The sequence below is a fragment of the Streptomyces sp. NBC_01485 genome (assembly GCF_036227125.1).
Classification (GTDB): Bacteria; Actinomycetota; Actinomycetes; order Streptomycetales; family Streptomycetaceae; genus Streptomyces.
This window is the reverse complement of the sequence record NZ_CP109435.1, coordinates 5,933,408-5,953,569: the sequence shown is the minus strand read 5'-3', so window position 1 is coordinate 5,953,569 and position 20,162 is coordinate 5,933,408. Positions and strand designations below refer to the sequence as shown.

The 20,162-nt window shown below is 71.2% G+C and carries 17 protein-coding genes; 10 read left to right on the top strand and 7 right to left on the bottom strand.

Annotated elements, in window-relative coordinates:
* Nucleotides 1–13: 13 nt before the first annotated feature.
* Both OG352_RS27015 and OG352_RS27010 read right to left on the bottom strand, forming a co-directional pair.
* Nucleotides 14–769 (bottom strand): DUF4328 domain-containing protein, encoded by a 756-nt coding sequence (locus tag OG352_RS27015; RefSeq protein ID WP_329220418.1) that lies wholly within the window; start codon nucleotides 767–769, stop codon nucleotides 14–16.
* 69 nt (nucleotides 770–838) lie between these two features.
* Nucleotides 839–2,419: a beta-N-acetylhexosaminidase gene (locus tag OG352_RS27010; RefSeq protein WP_329223985.1), complete on the bottom strand. Its 1,581-nt coding sequence runs from the start codon at nucleotides 2,417–2,419 to the stop codon at nucleotides 839–841.
* Between the two features lie 305 nt (nucleotides 2,420–2,724).
* On the opposite strand from OG352_RS27010, the gene OG352_RS27005 reads away from it, so the two are divergent.
* The 8 genes from OG352_RS27005 to OG352_RS26970 all read left to right on the top strand — a co-directional run bounded on the left by OG352_RS27005 (nucleotide 2,725) and on the right by OG352_RS26970 (nucleotide 8,946).
* Entirely contained in the window at nucleotides 2,725–3,285 is a 561-nt protein-coding gene (locus OG352_RS27005) for a 2-oxo-4-hydroxy-4-carboxy-5-ureidoimidazoline decarboxylase (protein WP_329220417.1), read from the top strand.
* Between the two features lie 14 nt (nucleotides 3,286–3,299).
* A complete protein-coding gene (gene sdhC, locus OG352_RS27000) occupies nucleotides 3,300–3,932 on the top strand; it encodes a succinate dehydrogenase, cytochrome b556 subunit (RefSeq protein ID WP_329220416.1) in 633 nt (210 codons plus the stop codon).
* 5 nt (nucleotides 3,933–3,937) lie between these two features.
* Nucleotides 3,938–4,420 carry a succinate dehydrogenase hydrophobic membrane anchor subunit gene (locus OG352_RS26995; protein WP_329220415.1) on the top strand — a complete coding sequence of 161 codons (483 nt, stop codon included), beginning with the start codon at nucleotides 3,938–3,940 and terminating at the stop codon, nucleotides 4,418–4,420.
* 33 nt (nucleotides 4,421–4,453) lie between these two features.
* Nucleotides 4,454–6,208 carry a succinate dehydrogenase flavoprotein subunit gene (gene sdhA / locus OG352_RS26990; protein WP_329220413.1) on the top strand — a complete coding sequence of 585 codons (1,755 nt, stop codon included), beginning with the start codon at nucleotides 4,454–4,456 and terminating at the stop codon, nucleotides 6,206–6,208.
* On the top strand, nucleotides 6,208–6,969 hold the full coding sequence (locus OG352_RS26985) for a succinate dehydrogenase iron-sulfur subunit (RefSeq protein WP_329220412.1): 762 nt from the start codon (nucleotides 6,208–6,210) through the stop codon (nucleotides 6,967–6,969). The genes sdhA and OG352_RS26985 overlap by 1 nt, the downstream gene beginning before the upstream one ends.
* A 166-nt stretch (nucleotides 6,970–7,135) precedes the next feature.
* Nucleotides 7,136–7,552, top strand: coding sequence for a hypothetical protein (locus OG352_RS26980; RefSeq protein ID WP_329220410.1), 417 nt, complete (start codon nucleotides 7,136–7,138; stop codon nucleotides 7,550–7,552).
* A 5-nt stretch (nucleotides 7,553–7,557) separates the two neighbouring features.
* Nucleotides 7,558–8,073, top strand: a complete 516-nt coding sequence (locus OG352_RS26975; RefSeq protein WP_329220409.1) for a thiol-disulfide oxidoreductase DCC family protein — start codon at nucleotides 7,558–7,560, stop codon at nucleotides 8,071–8,073.
* Between the two features lie 9 nt (nucleotides 8,074–8,082).
* Entirely contained in the window at nucleotides 8,083–8,946 is an 864-nt protein-coding gene (locus tag OG352_RS26970) for a TetR family transcriptional regulator (RefSeq protein WP_443072346.1), read from the top strand.
* Here the strand turns inward: OG352_RS26970 and OG352_RS26965 are convergent.
* The gene (locus tag OG352_RS26965) at nucleotides 8,918–11,878 is read right to left on the bottom strand and encodes a hypothetical protein (RefSeq protein WP_329220408.1); all 2,961 of its coding nucleotides are present in this window, start codon (nucleotides 11,876–11,878) and stop codon (nucleotides 8,918–8,920) included. The two genes, OG352_RS26970 and OG352_RS26965, sit on opposite strands and share 29 nt — an antisense overlap.
* 179 nt (nucleotides 11,879–12,057) lie before the next feature.
* Nucleotides 12,058–14,478, bottom strand: coding sequence for an MMPL family transporter (locus tag OG352_RS26960; protein ID WP_329223983.1), 2,421 nt, complete (start codon nucleotides 14,476–14,478; stop codon nucleotides 12,058–12,060).
* Nucleotides 14,479–14,648: 170 nt separating this feature from the next.
* Between OG352_RS26960 and OG352_RS26955 the strand changes: the two genes are divergently transcribed.
* Complete coding sequence (locus OG352_RS26955) at nucleotides 14,649–15,338, top strand: response regulator transcription factor (RefSeq protein WP_329220406.1); 690 nt, start codon at nucleotides 14,649–14,651, stop codon at nucleotides 15,336–15,338.
* Complete coding sequence (locus OG352_RS26950) at nucleotides 15,335–16,789, top strand: sensor histidine kinase (protein WP_329220405.1); 1,455 nt, start codon at nucleotides 15,335–15,337, stop codon at nucleotides 16,787–16,789. The genes OG352_RS26955 and OG352_RS26950 overlap by 4 nt, the downstream gene beginning before the upstream one ends.
* A 58-nt stretch (nucleotides 16,790–16,847) precedes the next feature.
* Here OG352_RS26950 and OG352_RS26945 read toward each other — a convergent pair whose 3' ends face one another.
* The 3 genes from OG352_RS26945 to OG352_RS26935 all read right to left on the bottom strand — a co-directional run bounded on the left by OG352_RS26945 (nucleotide 16,848) and on the right by OG352_RS26935 (nucleotide 20,123).
* Entirely contained in the window at nucleotides 16,848–18,386 is a 1,539-nt protein-coding gene (locus OG352_RS26945) for an ABC transporter substrate-binding protein (protein WP_329220404.1), read from the bottom strand.
* Between the two features lie 229 nt (nucleotides 18,387–18,615).
* On the bottom strand, nucleotides 18,616–19,881 hold the full coding sequence (locus tag OG352_RS26940) for a metallophosphoesterase (RefSeq protein WP_329223982.1): 1,266 nt from the start codon (nucleotides 19,879–19,881) through the stop codon (nucleotides 18,616–18,618).
* 2 nt (nucleotides 19,882–19,883) lie between these two features.
* Nucleotides 19,884–20,123 carry an SCO4848 family membrane protein gene (locus OG352_RS26935; RefSeq protein WP_329220402.1) on the bottom strand — a complete coding sequence of 80 codons (240 nt, stop codon included), beginning with the start codon at nucleotides 20,121–20,123 and terminating at the stop codon, nucleotides 19,884–19,886.
* Between the last annotated feature and the right edge of the window lie 39 nt (nucleotides 20,124–20,162).

Here is a 20,162-nt window from a genome sequence, read left to right as displayed (position 1 = left end):
CAGAGGAGGGATTTCAGCCAACTCCGCCGACCGCGCCGAGAGTCGGCATCGACCCCGGTCCCTGCAACGCCTTCTCGTGCTGCATCCGGGTCAGCCGCAGGACGAAGGCGATCGCGAGAGCCGCGGCCAGGATGTCGAGTGCGTCCGAGAACATCACCTGGGCGGTGGCGTCGTGGATCTCCTGGGCCGTGTCGGCCTTGCGGTACGCCTGCCAGCCGGCCCGGTCGGCGATGAGCGAGACGATCCACGCCGTCCACCAGGCGTTGACCGGGCCGTGCGGCCGGGGCGGGCCCCAGGGGGTGCCGGGGCTGCTGGCGTCCCAGATGTCCAGCGCGATCCGGCGTGGGTACCAGAGGTTCACGACCGGCGTGAACCAGGCGCCGACCGTCCAGCCGCGCGACTTGCTGTGCCCGTCCGGCCGGAACACCTCGGCGTTGACCCGCACCCGGTGGAACCAGCACACGAACACGACGGCGCAGCCGATCAGGGCCGCCGACTGCGCGTACCCGGCGGAGTTGTAGAGGCGGTCCGCGTCGTCGGCCCGTGCGACGTCGCCGAGCGCGCCGCCGGCGAGGTCGCCCGTGACGTCGTACATGACGTAGTCGGCCCAGAGGGCGAACAGGTCGGCGGCGATGACCAGGCCGAGCATCACGGCGGCGGCCTGCCCGAGCCCGACGGGCGAGCGCAGCCAGGCGGTGGGCATGGCGCCGGGGCCGGCGCCGGGCATGCCGCTGCCGTTGGGCACGGCGTTGTACTGAGGTGTCTGCATGGAAGTCCCCCGAGAGCGAAGAAAGCCCCCGGAACATACGGTTCACCAGCCCCGTAAGTCCACCGGAAATCAGCCCAGTTCGTTGGCCAGCGCCTTGAACTGGGTCCACGTCAGCGGTGGCGTCCCCGCGTCCCACAGCTTCTGGGACGTCGCGTTCAGCGGCATCCGGATCCCCGCCGCGACCTGCGCCTGCGTCTGGGAGTTGGCGAGGTCGCACCACACCGCGAGGGAGCCGCCGAGGATCTGGGCGTCGTACTTCGCGGCCACCGGCGTCGTACCGCGCAGGACGCGCGGGGTCCACTGCTCGTAGATGCGCTGCCCGGTCGGATAGACGAAGGTCTGCGGTTCGCCGAGGACGTAGTACAGGTACTCGTCGTTGTAGTTGAGCACCTTGCGCCCCGCGCTCAGGTACTCCACCGGCGTCCGCGCCCCGATCTCCTTGCCCGTCCAGTACGCGACGACGAGGTCGGAGGCCGGCTTGACCGACGTGCCCCGGAAGAAGCCGTCGTTCCACACCCGCATGGTGCGGTCGTGGGCGCGGACGGTGTCGGCGCGGTCGTTGAGCCAGCCGGTGGCGAGGTCGGAGACGCCCGCGCCGGAGCCGTACCGGGCCGCCGCGGCGGAGGCGAGCTGCGGGAAGGAGGCGGCCGGGCTCGACACCGTGAGGGCCTGGTACTCGTCGCCGCCGAGGTGCCAGTAGGCGCCGGGGAAGAGGCCGGCGTACTCGTCCAGCAGGTCGTCGAGGAGACTCGCGGAGGCGTCCTTGGAGATGTCGATCGCCCCGCGGGTCGCCACCCCGCTCACATTGCGCAACTGGAGTTCGGGATGGGCGGCGAGGACGGCGCCCAGGTGTCCCGGCGAGTCGATCTCGGGCACGACGGTGATGTGCCGGCTCGCCGCGAGGTCGACGATCTTCTTCACCTCGGCCTTGGTGAGGTGCTGCCGCGCGACGATCTCCGGGTGGGAGTCGGACTCGATCCGGAAGGACTGGTCGTCGGAGAAGTGCAGCCCGAGCTGGTTGAACTTCAGATCGCCGAGCTCGCGCACCCGGTCCTCGATCCAGGCCGGGCTGAAGTACTTGCGCGCGATGTCCAGCATGAACCCGCGCTGCGGCTTGGCCGGCGCGTCCTTGACGACGCCCTCCGGGGCGGTGCCGCCCTTGTGCACCTCCTGCTTGAGCGTGCGGGTCCCGTAGAACACGCCGGCGTCGGAGGGGCCGCTGATCGTGACACTTCCACCACGAACTGTCATGTTGTACGACTCGGGGCCCGCACCGGAGGCGCGGTTGAGCGCCAGCCGCAGGTCCCCGGCCTTCGCGTCGCTCTTCTTCCCCGCGTACGTCATGCCCAGCTCGCCCGCGATCAGCTGCCCCTCGTCGGCGAGGCTCGCGTCGTTCACGACCACCCGGTGTCCGGCGGCCGGACGCCAGCCCGGGCCGCGCGCCGGGGTGTGGGAGCTGACGGCGGGGATGGTGCGGGGGGCGGTGGACAGGGCGTAGGAGCGGCTGGGCGTCGGGCTCGCGGCCCGCGCGGCGGCGGACGCCGGGGTGTCGTCGGCGGCGGAGGTCCCGGCGGCCTGCTGGGAGGCGGCCGACCCGGCCGGCGTCCCGTCGCCGCCGCCGTCGTCGCCCGACGAGGCCCACAGCCCCATTCCGACCCCGAGCGCGGCGACCAGCCCGCCCGCCGTCAGCGCCCGCAGCACCACCTTCTGCTGCGGCTTCCTCTGCGGCGTCCGGCGCCGATGCCTGTGCCTGCTCACTCGGCCAACCGTACGACCCTCACCGGCCCCCGGCGCGCCGAAATCCCCACGTTGGTGTCCACGACACATTCCGAAACACTCTCGTTCGAGTGAAATTCGGGCACTGGTCGGACACGTACTGACCGCTCTCGATAACGTTGGCACCACATCCTTCACTGCATCCACTTGCACCCACTGCATCCCCAGCCACACCACACGTGACGCGAGGATCCACGCTGCCTGCGCACCGCCTCTCCCACCTCTCCGGCCGCCTCGCCATACCGGCGCAGACCCGGACCTCACCCACACCCCCGCTGACCTCACCCACACCCCCGCTGGACGGCTTCAACACCGCCCCCGCCGAAGAGGCCCACCACACCCTCCTCACCTGCCTCCGCAGCCTCCGCTGGGCGCGCCGCATCGCCGACCACCGCCCGTACCCGACCCTCGACGCCCTCCTGGCCGCGTCGGACGAGGCCGCGTACGACCTGACCTCGGGCGACCTGGCAGAGGCCCTGGCCGGCGAGACCCTCCCGCCCCTCCCGCCGGACGCGTACGGCGCGGCCCACATGGCGTTGAGCGCGGCCCAGGCGGCCTACGAGGCCAGATTCGGCCACACCTTCGTCATCTGCCTCGACGCCGTCCCCGCACCCGAATCCCTGGACCACATCCTCGGAGCCATCCGATCACGATTGACAAACGATCCCGAGGACGAACGGGTGGTAGCGGCAGAAGAGCTACGCCGCCTGGCAAGGCAACGGCTACTGCAGCTCCTCTAAAGGGGCGCGGGGCTGTGACGTTTGCGGCTCCGCCGCGGGGCGCGACCAGCCCCCACCGGGCCCACATTCGGCACACAAACAGGACAAACCACCCCAGATGCCGCAACACTCACCCATACGCGTGCCACTTTGATCACACGGGTAGGCCCGGCGTAAGCCCAGCGCCAGCGCCTCGCTACGATGCTGGGGGCCGGTGGACCGTACCCGGCCGGGCCCGACCGACAGCACAAGCCGGCGGCCCCAATCCCCGCTCCCGGAGGGCTTCCGTGCCGGCTGGAACGCTGTACCGCGGCCGGGAAGGAATGTGGTCCTGGGTGGCTCATCGAGTCACCGGCGTCCTCATCTTCTTCTTCCTGTTCGTTCACGTGCTGGACACCGCGCTCGTGCGTGTCTCCCCCGAGGACTACGACAAGGTCGTAGCCACCTACAAGACCCCGATCGTCGCGCTGCTGGAGTACGGCCTCGTCGCCGCCATCCTCTTCCACGCGCTCAACGGTCTGCGCGTCATCGCCGTCGACTTCTGGTCGAAGGGCCCGCGCTACCAGAAGCAGATGCTCTGGAGCGTCGTGGGCCTGTGGCTCGTGCTGATGCTCGGGGCCATCTACCCCGTCCTCGGGCACGCCGCTCGTGAACTGCTCGGGAGCTGACACCGATGGCCACCACTGAAACCACCGCTGCCGGCATCGGCCCCGTCGAGGGCGGCTCGCTCTACGGCGTGGACAACCCGGCGCCCCTCATCGAGGCCCCCCGCCAGCGCACCAAGAAGACCCCCAAGTCCACCCGGGGCAACTTCGAGATGGCCGCGTGGCTGTTCATGCGGCTGTCCGGCGTCGTGCTGGTCGTGCTGGTCCTGGGCCACCTGCTGATCCAGCTCGTGCTGGACGGCGGCGTCTCGAAGATCGGCTTCGCCTTCGTGGCCGGCCGCTGGGCGTCCCCGTTCTGGCAGGTCTGGGACCTGCTGATGCTGTGGCTCGCGATGCTGCACGGGGCGAACGGCCTGCGCACGGTCATCAACGACTACGCGGAGCGCGCGAACACCCGGCTGTGGCTGAAGGGCCTGCTCTACACCGCCACGGTGTTCACCATCCTGCTGGGCACGCTGGTGATCTTCACCTTCGACCCGAACATCCGCTAGGCGCACGGGACCGAGGGACTGAGAGAGCCACTCATGAAGATCCACAAGTACGACACCGTCATCGTCGGCGCGGGCGGCGCCGGTATGCGCGCGGCGATCGAGTCGACGAAGCGCAGCCGCACCGCCGTGCTGACCAAGCTCTACCCCACCCGCTCCCACACGGGCGCCGCGCAGGGCGGCATGGCCGCCGCGCTCGCCAACGTGGAGGAGGACAACTGGGAGTGGCACACCTTCGACACGATCAAGGGCGGCGACTACCTGGTCGACCAGGACGCCGCCGAGATCCTGGCGAAGGAGGCCATCGACTCGGTCCTCGACCTGGAGAAGATGGGCCTGCCGTTCAACCGGACGCCCGACGGGACGATCGACCAGCGCCGGTTCGGCGGGCACAGCCGCAACCACGGCGAGGCCCCGGTCCGCCGGTCCTGCTACGCGGCCGACCGCACCGGTCACATGATCCTCCAGACGCTGTACCAGAACTGCGTGAAGGAGGGCGTGGAGTTCTTCAACGAGTTCTACGTCCTCGACCAGCTGATCACCGAGGTCGACGGCGTCAAGCGGTCGGCGGGCGTCGTCGCGTACGAGCTGGCCACCGGCGAGATCCACGTCTTCCAGGCGAAGGCCGTGATCTACGCGTCCGGCGGCACCGGCAAGTTCTTCAAGGTGACGTCGAACGCGCACACGCTGACCGGTGACGGCCAGGCGGCCGTGTACCGGCGCGGGCTGCCGCTGGAGGACATGGAGTTCTTCCAGTTCCACCCGACCGGCATCTGGCGCATGGGCATCCTGCTGACGGAGGGCGCCCGCGGTGAGGGCGGCATCCTCCGCAACAAGGACGGCGAGCGCTTCATGGAGAAGTACGCGCCGGTGATGAAGGACCTCGCGTCGCGTGACGTCGTGTCCCGGTCGATCTACACGGAGATCCGCGAGGGCCGTGGCTGCGGCCCGGAGGGCGACCACGTCTACCTGGACCTGACGCACCTCCCGCCGGAGCAGTTGGACGCCAAGCTGCCCGACATCACCGAGTTCGCGCGCACGTACCTGGGCATCGAGCCGTACACGGACCCGATCCCGATCCAGCCCACCGCGCACTACGCGATGGGCGGCATCCCGACGAACGTCCAGGGTGAGGTGCTGCTCGACAACACCACGGTCGTCCCGGGCCTGTACGCGGCCGGCGAGGTCGCGTGCGTGTCGGTGCACGGCGCCAACCGGCTGGGCACGAACAGCCTTCTGGACATCAACGTGTTCGGCAAGCGTGCGGGCATCGCCGCCGCCGAGTACTCCCAGAAGGCGGCGTACGTCGAGCTGCCGGAGGAGCCCGCGCAGCAGGTGATCGACCAGGTGGAGAACCTGCGGTCGGCCACCGGCACCGAGCGGGTGGCGGAGCTGCGGCGCGAGCTGCAGGAGACCATGGACGCGAACGTCATGGTGTTCCGCACCGAGCAGACGATCAAGACGGCCGTCGAGAAGATCGCCGAACTGCGCGAGCGCTACCGGAACGTCTCGATCCAGGACAAGGGCAGGCGGTTCAACACGGACCTGCTGGAGGCCGTCGAACTGGGCAACCTGCTCGACCTGGCCGAGGTCATGGCCGTGTCGGCGCTGGCCCGCAAGGAGTCCCGCGGCGGTCACTACCGCGAGGACTACCCCAACCGCGACGACGTCAACTTCATGCGCCACACGATGGCGTACCGCGAGGTCGGCGCCGACGGGACGGATTCCATCCGTCTCGACTACAAGCCGGTCGTCCAGACCCGCTACCAGCCGATGGAGCGTAAGTACTGATGGCAACCCCCGTTCTGGACAAGGTCGAGGCGGAGGCCGCGGCCTCCCCGTACATCACCGTCGCCTTCCGGATCCGCCGGTTCAACCCGGAGGTCTCGGCGGAGGCGGTCTGGGAAGACTTCCACCTGGAGATCGACCCCAAGGAGCGCGTCCTCGACGGCCTCCACAAGATCAAGTGGGACCTCGACGGCACGCTGACCTTCCGCCGTTCCTGCGCGCACGGCATCTGCGGGTCGGACGCGATGCGGATCAACGGCAAGAACCGCCTCGCGTGCAAGACGCTGATCAAGGACCTCAACCCCGAGAAGCCGATCACGGTCGAGCCCATCAAGGGCCTGACGGTCCTGAAGGACCTGGTCGTCGACATGGACCCGTTCTTCCAGGCGTACCGCGACGTCATGCCCTTCCTCATCACGAAGGACACGAACGAGCCGACCCGGGAACGTCTCCAGACGGCGGAGGACCGCGAGCGCTTCGACGACACGACGAAGTGCATCCTCTGCGCGGCCTGCACGTCCTCGTGCCCGGTCTTCTGGAACGACGGCCAGTACTTCGGCCCGGCCGCGATCGTGAACGCCCACCGCTTCATCTTCGACTCGCGTGACGACGCGGGCGAGCAGCGCCTGGAGATCCTGAACGACAAGGACGGCGTCTGGCGCTGCCGCACCACGTTCAACTGCACGGACGCCTGCCCGCGCGGCATCGAGGTCACGAAGGCGATCCAGGAAGTGAAGCGAGCCCTGATCACCCGCCGCTTCTGACCCCGTCGTCTCCGGTACGCCAGAGGGCCCCGTCTCCGAGTGGAGACGGGGCCCTCTGGCGTACTCTCACCCATCAAGCCGGTTGAACGTGTTCAAAAACAGGTCTACAGTCAGTCCTGACAGCGTTTTGAACGCGTTCAAACAGAGGTGAGCAAAGGTGGGGAACATGGATCGTACGGTCATCGCCTACGTCGTCTACCTGGTCGTCAGCGTCGGTCTGACCGTCTGGGTGGCCCGGACTCTCAGTCGCAACGGGCGGGTCTTCCTCGCCGATGTGCTCCAGGGGAACGAGAAGCTCGCCGACGCCGTCAACCACCTCCTGGTGGTCGGCTTCTACCTCGTCAACCTCGGTTTCGTCGCCCTCTACCTCAGCGGCGACGCCACCATCGAGGACACGCGCGGCATCTTCGAGGCCCTGTCGACCAAGGTGGGCGTGGTGCTGCTGGTGCTCGGCGCGATGCACCTGGGCAACGTGTACGTGCTCAACCGGATCCGGCGGCGCGGGATCATGGAGCGGGAGCAGATCCCGCCGGTCGCCCCGCAGGGCTGGGCGGCGCCTGCCGCGCCTCCGGCCGGGGCCTGAGCACGATGACCGCCGAACAGGCCGAACAGGCCGCCGCCGACCGGGACGCCCGCCGCGTCCCGGTCCGCCGGCTCACCGTCCTCTACGACGCCGAGTGCTCCCTGTGCCGCTTCCTGCGCGCCCGGCTGAGCCGGCAGCCGCAGCTCGTGCCGCTGGAGTTCGTCCCGGCGGCCTCCGCCGAGGCCCGCGCCCGCTTCCCCGGGCTCGACCACCGCGCCACCCTCGACGAGATCACCGTCGTCGGCGACGCCGGCCAGGTCTACCGGGGCGCCGCCGCCTGGATCGTCGTCCTGTGGGCGCTGCGCGAGCACCGCCCGCTGTCGCACCGGCTCAGCACCCCCGCCGGGGCCAAGCTCGCGCGGGCCGCCGTGCTCGCCGCCACCAAGTGGCGCGGCGCGCAGGGCGGCGCGGGCTGGGGCGGGGGCGTCTACCGGCGCGGCGACGGATGGTCGTACGACCCGCACCGGGGCTGGAGCTACGCTCCGCCCACCTGTGCCGACGGCGCCTGCTCCACTCGTTAGGCTCCTTCCGTGCCCGCGAACAACAACGGTCCAGCCGAGGCCGAACCCCCGACCCATGAGACCCATGAGACCCATGAGCTTCAGGAGTCCCCTGGCGGCGCTCCCGCGTCCAAGTCCGAGCAGACCCGTGCGCTGATCCTGGAGACGGCCATGCGGCTGTTCCAGGAGCGCGGTTACGACAAGACGACGATGCGGGCCATCGCCCAGGAGGCCGGGGTCTCGGTCGGCAACGCGTACTACTACTTCGCCGGCAAGGAACACCTGATCCAGGGCTTCTACGACCGGCTCGCGGCCGAGCACCGGGAGGCGGTCCGGGGCATCCTGGCGCGGGAGACCAGCCTGGAGGCGCGGCTCGCGGGCGTGCTGCGGACCTGGCTGGACGTGGCCACGCCGTACCACGAGTTCGCGGTGCAGTTCTTCAAGACCGCCGCCGATCCGGACAGCCCGCTGAGCCCCTTCTCCACCGAGTCGGAGCACGCGCGCGTGGAGGCCATCGCCGTCCACAAGGAGGTGCTCGCGGGTTCGAAGGCGAAGGTGCCGGAGGAACTGCGGGAGGTGCTGCCCGAGTTGATGTGGCTCTCCCAGATGGGCCTCGTCATGTACTGGATCTACGACCGTACGGAGGGCCGCGAGCGCAGCTACCGGCTGGCCGGACGGGGTGCGCGCCTCACCGCGCGGGGCGTGGCGCTGGCCCGGTTCCGGGTGCTGCGGCCGCTCGTACTGGAAGTGCACGACCTGTTCACGGACTTCCTGCCCGGCATGACCAACGCCCTGCCGGACCCCAGGAAGAAGGCCGCGAAGAAGGCCGCGACGACACCCACTACGCCTCCGGCCTCTCCCCCGGCTACTCCTCCGGCTTCTTCCCGCACGTAGCCTGTTCCGGCGGTGGGGCCTCGCCCGAGCGGCGGCCGTCCAGGCACTTGACGGTGAGGCGGGCTCCCTTGGCCGACTGCGTGACCTCGTAGAGGCCGATGCCGTGGCCGCGGCGGTCCGGGTGGCGGTCGTCGGCGTTGCGGAGGCTGATGTTCCCGGTGAGGACGTCGGTCAGCTCGACCGAGTGCAGGGCCGCCAGCACCGCGAAGGCGTCGCCGTTGGCGCGGGCGTCGGACTTCTGGGCGGCCTCGTGCAGGGCGAACGCGGCGTCGTAGGACAGGGCGGCGAAGCCGTCGGTGAAGAGGCCGTCGTTCCAGGCGGGCTTGTGCTTCATGCCGAACGCGTTCTGCGCGGCGCCGTACACGGCCCCGGACTTGAGCGCCTCCTCGTAGGTCAGGGAGGCGTAGAGCAGCCGGGTGCCGGTGGGGAACTCCATGCTCTTGTCCCTGAAGCGGATCTTCGTCATGTCGTCGCCGGACAGGACGGTCACCGGGTTCTTCGCGCCGCAGCCGTTGTGCAGCAGCGCCGACATCAGGGACTCGATGTCGGTCGACCGGCCGGCCAGATGGACGACGTGGATCTCACCGTCGCAGATCTTCTGCGCGGCCCCGGTGAACTCGCCGCCGTCGCCGTAGGTCCGGTAACTCACCCTCTCCACCTGGAACTTGGCGGCCTTCAGCGCGGCGCTCGCGGACGCCGCCTGGTCGGCGCTGTAGGACGAGTACGCGCCGCCCTCCGCCCCGTCCTCCTCCCCGGGTTGCAGGACCACGGCGTGCTCGGCGGGCCCGTTCTTCGCCGGGGGCGGGAGTGTGGCCACCAGGGCCGACGCCTGTTCGCTGTTGGTGGGCGCCAGGCTCACGTAGTTGTAGAACTTCTCGGCCAGGTGGGTGGCCGAGTTGGTCGTGGCGACGACCGGCAGGCCCGCCTTCATCAGGGTGCGGAGCGCGTCCTCACTGCTCTTCTCGTGGATGCCCATGCCGACCACGCCGACCACGCTGCGGTCCCGGCGGGCGTACTCGACGATCTTCTCGGCCATCTCCGCCTGGGCGGCCATGCCCTGCGCGCCGTTGGCGATCCGGACCCGCATCCGGAGCGCGTCGTGGGAGTCGTTGAAGTGGCGCTGGGCCAGGTACACACCGGCGAGCTGGCGCAGGACGTCGTCCGCGCCCTCCGCCGTCGAGCGCGCGGTGAGCGCGCCCGCGAAGACCACCGTGATGTACGGCTGCCGCGTGTCCACGGCGTCGTTGGCCTCGGTGATGCGGTCCTGGAGGACCGTCAGACCGATCTTCTGTCCGCCGCTGCTGAGCTTGGGGGCGTCGTCGTCGACCTCCAGCGGGTAGTCCGCGAACACGCCGACGCACTCCTCGTCCGGGGTGAGCACGAGGTCGCGGCTCAGCAGGGTCGCCGGATCGCCGCAGTAGTTGCGGTGCAGATAGCCGTAGTAGCCGCCGGCGCCGGTCGTGGCCAGGACGCACGCGGTGACCAGCGTCCAGCGCGACCAGAACAGCCAGGGACTGCGCCGTACGCGGTGGGTGCTGCGTTCGTTGATCTCGGCGTCGGGGTCGTACCGGTCGAGGAGGCCCCCGGTCAGGGCCACCGGCAGGAGCCAGGGCAGGGCCGCGTTCATGCTCGGGGCCTGGCCGGTGCGCAGGCTGCGGGTCACCCACGCCTCGTACAGCCGGGCCGGCTGGCGGTAGGTGCCCGGGGCGGGCAGCGGCAGCGGGGTGCGTTCGCGCAGGTCGGCCAGGTCCGCGTGGGCGACGCCGGCGACGACCAGCAGCGGATCCTGCTCGCTGCGCCGGCTGCGTACGTCGCTGACGGCCCGCAGGAAGGGCAGCGCGCCGTTGGCCCGGGTGGCGCGGGGGATGAGCAGCAGCGGGGGGACGGTGCGTTTGCGGTGGCGGAGGTCCCAGGTGGGGCGGTGGTTCTCGCGCAGGTCCTCCAGGAGGGCCAGGGTGCGCAGTTGGAGACAGAACTGCCGGGCCGACTCCCGGGTGCGGGACGCCTCCCCGGTGTCACCGGTCGCGGCGGCGGCGAGCAGTTGGCGGACCACCTCGACGGCCCGTTCCTCCAGCGTGTCGCGGGACGGCCCGGGCTGCCACAGCGACCAGACCGAGGCGGCGTCGGTGCTGCGCGTCACCGGGAACGTGGTGGTGGCGAACCAGCGGCAGCCCGAGCCCAGCCACAGCGGGGGCAGCCGGCGCCGGATCAGGTGCCCGGCCACGGGCAGCAGGATCGCCAGCGCCATGCCCGCGAGCGCCCATGCGCCGAGCTTGGAGGCGAGGACGCCGAGGACGGCGACGGCCGCCGCGCCCAGCACCGTCGCCGGGCTGAGCGTCGCGCCCAGGGTCCGCCAGAAGCCCTCGGACTCGCTCCGGGCGGGCTGCCAGCGGCGGCGCGCCAGCCGGGCGACGACCGCACGCGGGTCCGGCGGCGGGGGCGGCGCCGCGTCGGTGTCGGCCGACTGGGCGAGGGCGTGGGCGAAGGCCTGCTCGAGGGCCTGGTCGAGGGCGGCCATCAGCCGTGACCTGGGCATCCGGTACGGGCGGTACTGGCTGCGGTGGTGGTTCTCCCACGGCCCGTCGGCCACGTCCTTGACCAGCGCCGTCGTCGCCGCGAACGTCCGGTCGTCCAGGCGGGTGACGTCGCCGGGCGGGCGGTCCGGCGGGGCGTCGGGGCCGACGGGCGGGTCCACGCTGCGGCACAGCAGCCAGCGCGGCTTCTGGGCCCGGTGCACCAGCTCGACGAGTTCCCGCACCGCGCCGTCGTGCTCCCCGTCCGAGTCCTCCCGGGCCGCGTGCACGACGACGACGGGCATCGGGCCCCGGCGCCGCGCGTGGCCGTCGATCAGCTCCTCGCACAGGTCCAGGACCAGCCCGCCCGCGGCACTCGGCACCGCGTCCCGCCACACTTCCTTCCCCCGCAACCCCATCGGCCCCTCCCCGTTCCGCCCGGTCCGCCCCGGCGGCACCGTGCGACCGGGATCACGAGGGACCGTAGAACCGCGCCGGGTCCTCGGTGGCGGGATCCCCGCACCGGTCACCCGAACGGCGGACCGGCGCGGGGGGTGTGAGGGGAGGTGCGGGGAGGTGCGGGGGTACGCCCGGCGCGTCAGTTCACGGCGTCCATCTCCCCCTCCGCGAGCTCCACGTCGAACACCAGCGGATCCGCCGCGATCGTCACCTGGCGGGCGCGCGAGGCGTACGAGGGTGCCGTCGTCGACAACAGGTAGGTGCCCGGGGCCGGGACCGCGAGGATGTAGGAGCCGTCGGCGAGGGAGGTGACGCGGTCCAGTTGGCGTCCGCCCTTCGTCAGGAGGCTCACCGTGGCGCCCTCGACCGGGTCGCCGGCCGTGTCCCGTACGAGGCCGTGGACGACCGAGGCGGGACCCTCGCCGTGCGCGGTGACCGCCCCCGGCGCCTCCTCCTTCGGCTCGACCGCGAGATGCGGCAGCCGCTTCTCCAGCCCCGCCGGCAGCCACCAGTTGGAGTCGCCGAGGAGGTGCATCGCGGCCGGTACGAGGGCGGTGCGCAGGATGAACGCGTCCAGCGCGACCGCCGCCGCGAGGCCGACGCCCGCCATCGCCGCGCCCGAGTCGCCGCTGAGGACGAACGCGAGGAACACGCAGACCATGATCAGGGCGGCGGAGTTGATGACCCGGCCGGTCTCGGCCAGGCCCACGCGGACCGCGCGGGCGTTGTCCTTGGTGTGCACCCACTCCTCGTGCATCCGGCTGACCAGGAAGACCTGGTAGTCCATCGACAGGCCGAAGAGCAGCGACAGCATGATGACCGGCAGGAAGGCGTTGATCGGGCCCTCCTTGCCGAGGCCGAGCAGCTCCAGGCCCCAGCCCCACTGGAAGACGGCGGTGAGGACGCCGAAGGAGGCCGCCGCCGCGACCAGGTTCATGACGGCCGCCGTCAGCGGCACGACCAGGGAGCGGAAGGCGACCATGAGGAGCAGGAAGCCGAGGCCGATGATCGTCGCGATGAACAGCGGCAGGCGGTCGCCGGTGATCGTGGCGAAGTCCTTGGAGACGGCCGTGACGCCGCCGACGTGCGCGCTGACCCCGGCATGCGGGACGACGTCGTCGCGCAGCCGGTCGATCAGGGTGTCCGTCTCCTCGGACTGGGGTGAGGTCGTGGGGACCACCTGGATGATCGTGACGCCCCGCGCGGGCGGCAGCGCGGCGACCTGGGCGACGCCGGGGGTGTCCTTGATGCCCCGCACCAGCGCCGTGGTGTCGCCGCCGGCCACGACCACCTGGAGGGGGCCGTTGAAGCCCGGTCCGAAGCCCTCGGCGAGCAGGTCGTAGGCCTTGCGGGTGGTGGTCGAGGCGTCGTCGTTGCCCTGGTCGGTGGCGCCGAGGCGGAGCGACAGCACGGGGAGGGCGAGGACGGCCATGACGACGAGCGCGAGCGCGGCGATCCGGCGGGGGCGGTGCTGCACGTTCACCGACCAGCGGGCCGTGAGGCCGCTCGTCTTCTCCGGTTCGGGGCCGGTCGCGGCCAGCCGCCTGCGCTGCCCCCGGCTCAGCACGCGCACGCCGAGGAAGCCGAGCAGGGCGGGGAGCAGGGTCGTCGCGGCGAGGACGCTCAGCACCACGGTCACGGACGTGCCGATGACGACGCCGTCCAGGAAGCGCAGGTTCGTCACGAGCATGCCGGCGAGCGCGATGCACACCGTGCCGCCCGCGAACAGCACGGCCCGCCCTGAGGTGTTGAGGGCGGTGACGGCCGACTCCTCGGGGTCCTGGCCGCGCAGGACGCCCTTGCGGTGCCGGGTGACGATGAACAGGGCGTAGTCGATGCCGACGCCGAGGCCGATCAGGGAGGAGAGCAGCGGGGCCAGGTCGGGTATGTCGGTGACGTGGCTCAGCAGTTGGGTGGAGAAGAGGCCCATGCCGACGCCGAAGACGGCCACGGCGAGCGGCAGCAGCATCGCGAAGAGCGAGCCGAAGGCGAGGAACAGGACGACCGCCGCCGCCGCGAGGCCGACCATCTCGGCGAGGCCGGTGGGCGGCTCCTGCACCCGCTGGATCGCCTGCCCGCCCAACTCGACCTCCAGGCCGCCCTGTTCGGCGCGCTGAGCCGTGTCCAGGACGTCCTGGACGAGTTCCTTGGGCACGGCGTCCGCCTGCTTGGTGAACGTGATCTGGGCGTAGGCGATCCGCCCGTCGCCGCTGATCTGCGTCGCCGCCCCCGCGCCCCGGTCGCCCGCGTAGGGGCCGGTGACCCCGCCGACGCCCTTCATCCTGGCCATCTCGTCGAGCGCGGGCTGAATCCGGGACCGTACGTCCTGGTCCCGTACCGAGCCGTCGTCGACCTTCCAGACGACGGTGTCGGTGTCGCCGGCGCGCGCCGGGAACGCCTTCTCCATCAGGTCGTACGCCTTCTTGGAGTCCGTGTCGGGGAGGGAGAAGACGTTCGCGTAGTCCGTGCCCGCCGTCGTGGCCGGGAATCCCAGGCCGAACAGCGCCCCCACCCACAGCAACAGGACCACCAGCCGGTGCCGGTAGCACCAGCGTGCCAATGCCGTCACGCTCAAACTCCTTCGTCGCATGGTCGGTCGGTCCCCCCAAGGTCCTGCGCAACAGGATTGGCGGCGCCGCGCGTGTGTGGACATGCGGCGCTCATGACTCTCAAGGAACTCCAAAGCGCGAACCGGCCCGGACGGCCGGTGGGCCCGCCGATACTGGGGGCATGACGACGGCTTGCGGCACCGTGCTGGTCGTGGAGGACGAACCGAGCATCGCGGACGTCCTCGCCATCGCCCTGCGCTACCACCGCTTCGAGGTCATGATCGCGGGCACCGTCCGCGAGGCCCTCGCCCTCGCCGACCGCACCCGGCCGGACGTGGCCCTGCTGGACGTGATGCTGCCGGACGGCGACGGCCGGGCCCTGGGCCAGGAACTACGCGCCCGCAGACCTGACTTGGCCCTGGTGTTCCTCACCGCGCGGGACGCGCCGGCGGAGATCGTCGGCGCCCTCGGCTTCGGCGACGACTACATCACCAAGCCGTTCGACATCGACGTGGTCGTCGCCCGCATCACGGCGGTCCTGCGCCGCACCCGCCCGGCCGACGTCCTCCCGCAGCGACCGCCGCTGCGCTACGGCGATCTGGAGCTGGACGAGACGACGTACAGCGTGCGCCGCGCGGGCCGCTCGGTCGAGCTCACCCCCACCGAGTACGCGCTGCTGCGCTTCCTGGTCCGCAACGGCGGCCGGATCGTGCCCAAGGAGCAACTCCTGCGCCACGTCTGGCAGTACGAGCACACCCCGCCGGAGTCGACCGTCGTCGAGACCTACATCAGCTATCTGCGGCGCAAGCTGGACGCGCTGGGACCGCCGGTGATCACCACCCGGCGGGGCGTGGGATACGGGCTGGCGTGAAGCGGCTCGGCGTGAAGCGGGGCCACCGGCACGGAATCCATTCCCTGCGCGCCAAGTTGACGGCGGCGAACGTGGGGCTGCTCGCGCTCGGCATCGTCGCCGCCACCGCGATCAGCCTGATGACGATGCGGCACTACCTCCTCGACCAGGTCGACTCCGAACTGGCCAAGACGCGGACGTCGCTGGGGAGTTCGCGGCTCACCCTGCGGCAGATCGACTCGCTCAGCGTCCTCGGCTTCGTCCGCGACCGGCTGGTGCCCGAGTACGCGGACGACCGGCCGACCCCGGACTCCGTGTTCACCGCCGTGGACGGCACGGGCAAGGCCCTGACCCTCTTCGGCATCGCCCCGACCGAGGCGCAGCTCGGCCTCGCGGACGCCGTGACCGACCCGGGCGCGCTCACCCGGGACGCCGACCCGCACGACGTGACCGTGCACGGCGCCGCCTACCGGGTGACCTCGACCCGCCTCTCCGACGGCACGTACATTCTGCTGGCGACCTCGACGGACGCCCTCCACAAGGGCATCGCGAAGGCCCTGCGGCTCGACCTCGCCGTCGGCACGCTGCTGCTGGCCCTGCTCGCCTGTCTGACCCTGTGGAGTGTGCGCCGGCGGATGCTGCCGCTGGAGGACATGGTGGAGACGTCGTCGGCGATAGCCGAGGGGGACCTGACCCGGCGGGTGCCCTCCAGCCACCATCCCACCCAGGAGGTGGAGCAACTGCGGCTCGCCCTCAACTCCATGCTCCACCAGGTGGAGACGGCGTACCTCACGCGCGAGCGCAGCGCGGCCCAACTGCGCCGCTTCGTCGCCGACGCCTCGCACGAGCTGCGCACCCCGCTCTCCGCGATCCGCGGCTACCTCCAGCTCTACGACCAGGGGATGCTGGTCGAGCCGGACGAGCGGCAGCGGGCCTGGGACCGGATGAACGGCGAGGTGGACCGCATGGGCCGGCTCGTCGACGAACTCCTCACGCTGGCCCGCCTCGACCAGCGGCCCGAACTGCGGCTGCGCAACGTGGACGTGAGCCGTCTGACACGGGACGCGGCGCAGGATCTGCGGGCGCAGCAGCCCGGGCGGCCGGTGACGGTCGAGGCGGACGGGGCGGTGCTGGTGCGGGCCGACGAGTCGGGGCTGCGGCAGGTGCTGGGCAACCTGGTGGCCAACGTCCGCACCCACACCTCGGCCGAGGTGCCGGTACGCCTCGGGGTGGAGCGGACGGACGGCGTCGTACGCCTGACGGTCGAGGACAAGGGGCCGGGCCTGGGCGCGGAGGACGCGGCGCGCGTCTTCGACCGCTTCTTCCGGGCCGGCGGCGGCGCGGGCAGCGGGCTGGGCCTGGCGATCGTGCAGGGGGTCGTCCAGGCCCACGGCGGTGAGGTGAGCGTGCGGACGGCGCCGGGCGAGGGGCTGACGGTGACGGTGGAACTGCCGACGCGGGGCGCCCCCTGAGAGGACGTCACGATGAGCGCCCGCACCGGCCGGGTCCAGTCCGCTGAATCCGGTCCGGCTAGATCCAGTCCAGCTTCCAGAGGCGGAACACGCCGTTGCCGTCCGCCAGGTACTGGCCGCCGCCGACGTCCGCGCTGGTGACGATGTACTCCTTGCGCTGCCACAGCGGGATGACCGGCACCTCGTCGGCGATGATCCGCTGGAGGTCGCGGAAGGCGTCGTCGACGCGGCTGCGGTCGGCGAACCGCTGGCTCTGGGCGATGTACTTGTCGACGGCCTTGTCGCTGAAGCCGGTGTTCATGGTGGAGCCGGTGCCGACGAGCGGGGCGGCGAAGGTGTCCGGGTCGGGGTAGTCGGCGACCCAGCCGACGGCGTACGCGTCGAGTTTGCCGGTGGCCCACCGCTTCTGGAAGTCGGTCCACTCGTAACCCTTGACGTTCACCTTGAACAGGCCGCCCGCCTCCAACTGCCGCTTGATCTCCTTGGCTTCGTCCGCCGCGGCGCCGCTGCCCAGGCCGTAGCCGTAGGTGAAGGTCACCGGGGTGCTGACGCCGGCCTCCGCCAGGAGCTTGCGGGCCTTCTTGACGCTCTGGTCGGGGTAGCTGTCGAAGAAAGACGTGGTGTGGCCGGTGATGCCGGTCGGGACGAGCGCGTACAGCGGCTCGACGGTCCCGTCGTACACGGTCGACGCGAGCTGCTCACGGTCGATCAGCCAGGCCATCGCCTTGCGGACGTCCGTGTCGTGCAGCGGGGAGTCGGAGCGGGTGTTGAGGTACAGGTTGCGGGTCTCGGCGCTGTCGCCCACGGTGACGCGCTGGCCCGGGTCGCTGGTGCTGAGGGCGGCGAGCGTCGCGGGCGGCAACTGCCGGGTGGCGGCCTCGATCTTCTTGCCCTTCCACGCCTTCTCCAGGGCGTCGGGGTCGGCGTAGTAGCGCAGCTCGATGGGCGAGCCGGTCGAAACCGCGCCCTTGTAGCGCGAGTTGGGCGACAGGAGGACCTTCTTGCCCTTCGTGTACCCCGTCAGCTCGTAGGGTCCGGTGCCGTCGACATCGTTGCCTGTGCGCAGCGCGTCCGCCGGGTAGCGGGTGTGGTCGACGATCGAGCCGGCTCCGGTGGCCACCTTGAACGGGAAGGTGGCGTCGGGCGCCGACAGGTGGAAGGTGACGGTCAGGCCCTTGGCGTCCACCGACTTCAGGGTGGAGAACAGGGACGCCGGACCGACGTTCGCCTTGATCTTCTTGACCCGGTCGAAGGAGAACTTGACGTCCTCGGCCGTCATCCTGCCGCCGCCGGGGAAGGTGAGGTCGTCGCGCAGCGCGCAGGTGTACGTGACCAGGCTGCCCTTCGCGAAGGAACACTTCGTGGCCGCGTCCGGCACCGGCGAGACGCCGCCCGGCTCGTACGTCAGCAGCGACTGGAAGACATTGCTGAACAGGGCCCAGGAACCGGCGTCGTAGGCGCCGGCCGGGTCGAGCGAGGTGACGGTGTCCGTCGTGCCGACGGTGATGGCCGCCGCGCTGTTCTCCTGCGACGGCAGCAACTGCCAGCCGCCCACTCCGGCGACCGCGAGAACCAGCAGCGCCACGAGGATCCGCATGCGAGCCGATCGCACGGTGATGCCCTGCCTCCCCAGGCCCGTGCGCCGGGCCCAGTCCACAAAAAACGCCACTCCCCTGGCGGCGGGCTCACCTAATCACACGGGTTTCACCTGGGGGAAGAGGAATCTGACGAGATGCCAAAGAACTTACCGACGGCTGTTTCCGCCGGGTTTCACAGCTCCTTCTCAGCTCGTTCTCAGCCTCTCCGTCCCTCGCCCCTCGTCCATCTCAGGCTTGCGGCGAGGCCAGTTGGATGACGGTGATGTCGGAGGGGGCGCCCACGCGGGTGGGCGGGCCCCAGGCGCCCGCGCCCCGGGACACGTACAACTGGGTGTCGCCGTAACGCTCCAGGCCCGCCAGGGTCGGGTTCGCGGCGGCGGCCACGAAGTTGCCGGGCCAGAGCTGGCCGCCGTGGGTGTGACCGGAGAGCTGGAGGTCGACGCCGTGCTCGACGGCGTCGTGGATCTGGACCGGCTGGTGGGCGAGGAGCACGCACGCGCGCTTGGTGTCGCGGTCGCCGAGTGCCCGGGTGAAGTCGGGGCCCTGGCCCTCGCTCTCGCCCGCGAGGTCGTTGACGCCGGCCAGGTCGAACCAGGGGAGTTCGGTGCGGGCGTTCTCCAGCGGGTTCAGGCCGAGCCGCCGCACCTCCTCGACCCACTGTTCGGCGCCCGAGAAGTACTCGTGGTTGCCGGTGACGAAGAAGCTGCCGTGACGTGCCTTCAGTTGCGCGAGCGGGGCGGCGGCCGGGCCGAGGTCCTTGACGCTGCCGTCGACGAGGTCGCCGACGACGGCGATCAGGTCGGGCTGCGTCGCGTTGATCGTGTCGACGACCTTCTGCGCGAAGCCCCGGCCGAGGACCGGCCCGAGGTGGATGTCGCTGACGACGGCGATCCGGTAGCCGTGGGCGGCGCGCGGGAGCTTGGCGAGCGGGACGGTGACCCGCTTGACCCGGGGGCCGCGCAGGACGCCGTAGGTGCCGTAGCCGACCGTCCCGACGGCGGCCGCGGCCGCCGCGCCGCCCACGACCCGGGAGACGAACAGCCGCCGGGAGGGCGCCGGCGTCTCGGACACCGGCTCCTCGGGCTGCTGCGGCTGCTCCGGGGAGCGCGCGCCCGCCGGGACCGACTGCGGCTGCGGTACGGGCGTCCCGGCGGCCGGGGTCCGGTCGCGCGCCCGCCGCTCCAGGAAGCGGCGCAGCAGGGGCCGTACGGCCTCGCCGGCGAGGACGGCCAGCAGCAGGTAGACCGACAGCGCCAGCCACAGGAAGCCCGGCCAGGCCAGGGTGCGCTGGAGCCAGAAGGGGGCGCCGGAGCGTTCGGCGACCAGGGCGCCGACCGCCAGCACCCAGCCGCCCGCGATCGCCGCCGCGCCGGCGCGGCGCGCCGGGCCGGGGCCGCTGGTCGTGTCGCGGACCAGCCGGCGCCAGAGGTACCGGTTGGCCGCGACCACGACCGTCAGCACGAGCAGGGCGATCAGGACGAAGAGGATCACCATCGTCATGACGTCCGACGCAGTGCGCGCAGACCACGCAACCCGATGGCCCCGACGACCGTCCCCCATACGAAGGAGACGATCGCCAGCGTCAGGTGCACCCAGAAGTACGCCGTGGGGTCGCCGTTGTCGAAGGCGAGCCCGCTGCCGTCCTTGACCAGGTTCTTGACGAAAGTGACCCAGATGACCCAGCTCCACACCCCGAAGGCGAGCAGGAACCAGGAGACGGGGCGGCTGAGCTTCACGACAAAAGACCTTTCATCACGACACCGGGCATCCGCGGC

What these genes read in the sequence shown, in the direction of transcription:
- OG352_RS26955 (WP_329220406.1), top strand. Translation starts at nt 14,649, where the DNA reads ATGACGACGGCTTGCGGCACCGTGCTGGTCGTGGAGGACGAACCGAGC.
- OG352_RS26945 (WP_329220404.1), bottom strand. Translation starts at nt 18,386, where the DNA reads ATGCGGATCCTCGTGGCGCTGCTGGTTCTCGCGGTCGCCGGAGTGGGC.
- OG352_RS26965 (WP_329220408.1), bottom strand. Translation starts at nt 11,878, where the DNA reads ATGGGGTTGCGGGGGAAGGAAGTGTGGCGGGACGCGGTGCCGAGTGCC.
- OG352_RS26985 (WP_329220412.1), top strand. Translation starts at nt 6,208, where the DNA reads ATGGCAACCCCCGTTCTGGACAAGGTCGAGGCGGAGGCCGCGGCCTCC.
- OG352_RS27010 (WP_329223985.1), bottom strand. Translation starts at nt 2,419, where the DNA reads ATGGGGCTGTGGGCCTCGTCGGGCGACGACGGCGGCGGCGACGGGACG.
- OG352_RS26980 (WP_329220410.1), top strand. Translation starts at nt 7,136, where the DNA reads ATGGATCGTACGGTCATCGCCTACGTCGTCTACCTGGTCGTCAGCGTC.
- OG352_RS26975 (WP_329220409.1), top strand. Translation starts at nt 7,558, where the DNA reads ATGACCGCCGAACAGGCCGAACAGGCCGCCGCCGACCGGGACGCCCGC.
- sdhA (WP_329220413.1), top strand. Translation starts at nt 4,454, where the DNA reads ATGAAGATCCACAAGTACGACACCGTCATCGTCGGCGCGGGCGGCGCC.
- OG352_RS26940 (WP_329223982.1), bottom strand. Translation starts at nt 19,881, where the DNA reads ATGGTGATCCTCTTCGTCCTGATCGCCCTGCTCGTGCTGACGGTCGTG.
- OG352_RS27015 (WP_329220418.1), bottom strand. Translation starts at nt 769, where the DNA reads ATGCAGACACCTCAGTACAACGCCGTGCCCAACGGCAGCGGCATGCCC.
- OG352_RS26995 (WP_329220415.1), top strand. Translation starts at nt 3,938, where the DNA reads ATGGCCACCACTGAAACCACCGCTGCCGGCATCGGCCCCGTCGAGGGC.